The organism is Pantoea sp. R102 (assembly GCF_004916815.1).
In the GTDB taxonomy this organism is placed as follows: Bacteria; Pseudomonadota; Gammaproteobacteria; order Enterobacterales; family Enterobacteriaceae; genus Pantoea; species Pantoea dispersa.
On record NZ_SDFT01000312.1, the window covers coordinates 1 to 2283 of the forward strand.

Consider the following 2283-nt stretch of genomic DNA (forward strand, 5'->3'; position numbering starts at 1 on the left):
CAGCCCCTGCAGCAGCGCGGCGGTCTCTTCACGGCCGTGGGTTTCGACCACGCCAGCCAGCACGTCCAGCCCCTGCGCACGCAGGCGCTGCGCCTCCTGCAGCATGGCGTAGGTTTTCCCTACGCCCGCACAGGCGCCGAAGTAGATTTTCAGTTTACCGCGATGGCTGTCGCTGTGATTGAGCAGCAGGGCATCGGGATCGGGGCGCGGTAATTCGTCGTGTATGTCGTTCAAATATTGAGTTCCGTACGAACAATGAAACGGTCGCCATGAATGGCGTTACGCTGTGGTGCGTGCATCGAAACGGTCGCCATAAATGGCGTTACGCTGTGGTGCGTATATCGAAACGGTCGCCATAAATGGCGACCCTACGTTGTAGGGTGCGCATTCATGCGCACCGAATTCACCTCATCCCTGCAAATCATCCAGCGCCATATTCAGCCGCAGCACGTTCACCGTTTCTTCGCCGATAAACGGCAGCAGCGGGCGCTCGGTGTTGCGCGCAATCAGCGCCTCGACGTCTTTCAGCGTCATATTGCGCGCTGCCGCAACGCGCGGTGCCTGCCACAGCGCCGCTTCAGGGGAGATATCCGGATCCAGGCCGCTGCCTGAAGCGGTTACCAGCTCCACCGGCACCGCTGCCGGCGCCTGCGGATTGGCAGCGCGCAGCGCAGCCACCCGCTCCGCCACCGCTTTATCCAGCGCCGGATTACTGGCGGCAAGGTTGCTGCCGCCTGACGCCTGCGCGTTGTACGGCACGTCGCTGGTGGCCGATGGACGGCCCCAGAAGTGCCCCGGCTGGCTGAACGCCTGACCGATCTGCTCTGAGCCACGCACCGCGCCGTCGCGCTCAATCAGCGAACCGCTGGCCTGTGACGGAAACCACCACTGCGCCAGGCCGGTGGTCAGCAGCGGATAGACTGCGCCGGTCAGCAGGGTAAGCAGCACTAACAATACTATAGCCGGACGTAACTGACTCATTTCTCTTCTCCTTACACCAGGCCCGACAGCGTCAGCAGCAGGTCGATCGCTTTAATGCCAATAAACGGCACCACTAAACCGCCTGCGCCATAAATCCACAGATTGCGGCGCAGCAGCGCTGCCGCGCTCATCGGCCGATAGCTCACCCCTTTCAGCGCCAGCGGAATCAAAAACACAATCACCAGCGCGTTGAAGATCACCGCCGACAGAATCGCCGAGGCCGGTGAATGCAGCGCCATCACGTTCAGCATATTGAGCTGCGGATAGGTCACGGCAAACGCCGCCGGGATGATGGCGAAGTATTTCGCCACATCGTTGGCGATACTGAAGGTGGTAAGCGAACCGCGCGTCATCAGCATCTGTTTGCCGATGTGCACCACTTCCAGCAGTTTGGTCGGGTTGGAGTCAAGATCGACCATGTTGCCCGCCTCTTTCGCAGCCTGGGTACCGGAGTTCATCGCCACCGCCACGTCAGCCTGCGCCAGCGCGGGCGCATCGTTGGTGCCATCGCCGGTCATCGCCACCAGGCGCCCTTCCGCCTGATACTGGCGAATCAGCGCCAGCTTGGCTTCCGGCGTCGCTTCCGACAGGAAGTCATCGACACCGGCTTCCGCCGCAATCGCCGCGGCGGTTAACGGGTTATCACCGGTGATCATCACCGTTTTGATGCCCATCTTGCGCAGCTCGGCGAAACGTTCCTTAATGCCGCCTTTAACGATGTCCTTTAACGCCACCACGCCCAGCACCTGCGCGCCTTCGGCCACCACCAGCGGCGTACCGCCGGCGCGCGCCACCTCTTCCACCCGGGCATTAACCTCAGCCGGGAAGCTGCCGTGGCTGGCTTCGATATGACGACGTACCGCGTCGACCGCGCCTTTGCGGATCAGGCGATCCTGCACGTTGACGCCGCTCATGCGCGTCTGCGCGGAGAACGGGATAAAGCTGGCGCCCATGCTGCTGAGATCGCGTTCGCGCAGGTTAAATTTCTGCTTCGCCAACACCACGATGCTGCGCCCTTCCGGCGTTTCATCGGCCAGCGATGCCAGCTGCGCCGCGTCGGCCAGCTGCTGCTCGCTGACGCCCGGCGCGGGCAGGAACTGCGTCGCCTGGCGGTTACCGAGCGTGATGGTGCCGGTTTTGTCCAGCATCAGCACATCCACATCACCGGCGGCCTCCACGGCGCGCCCGCTGGTGGCAATCACATTGGCTCCCAGCATGCGGCTCATGCCCGCCACGCCAATCGCCGACAGCAGTCCGCCGATGGTGGTGGGAATCAGGCACACCAGCAGCGCCACCAGCACC

General features: G+C 62.8%; 2 protein-coding genes and 1 pseudogene. All 3 read right to left on the reverse strand.

Features of this window, described 5'->3' with window-relative positions:
* Positions 1–225 (reverse strand): annotated as a pseudogene (locus ERD80_RS22320) (sensor histidine kinase KdpD); the annotation flags it as partial.
* Between the two features lie 183 nt (positions 226–408).
* Positions 409–981 carry a potassium-transporting ATPase subunit KdpC gene (kdpC, locus tag ERD80_RS22325; protein WP_058759353.1) on the reverse strand — a complete coding sequence of 191 codons (573 nt, stop codon included), beginning with the start codon at positions 979–981 and terminating at the stop codon, positions 409–411.
* A gap of 11 nt (positions 982–992) precedes the next feature.
* Positions 993–2283, reverse strand: a 1291-nt coding sequence (gene kdpB / locus ERD80_RS22330; protein WP_136548600.1) for a potassium-transporting ATPase subunit KdpB, incomplete at its 5' end; no start/stop codon positions are given.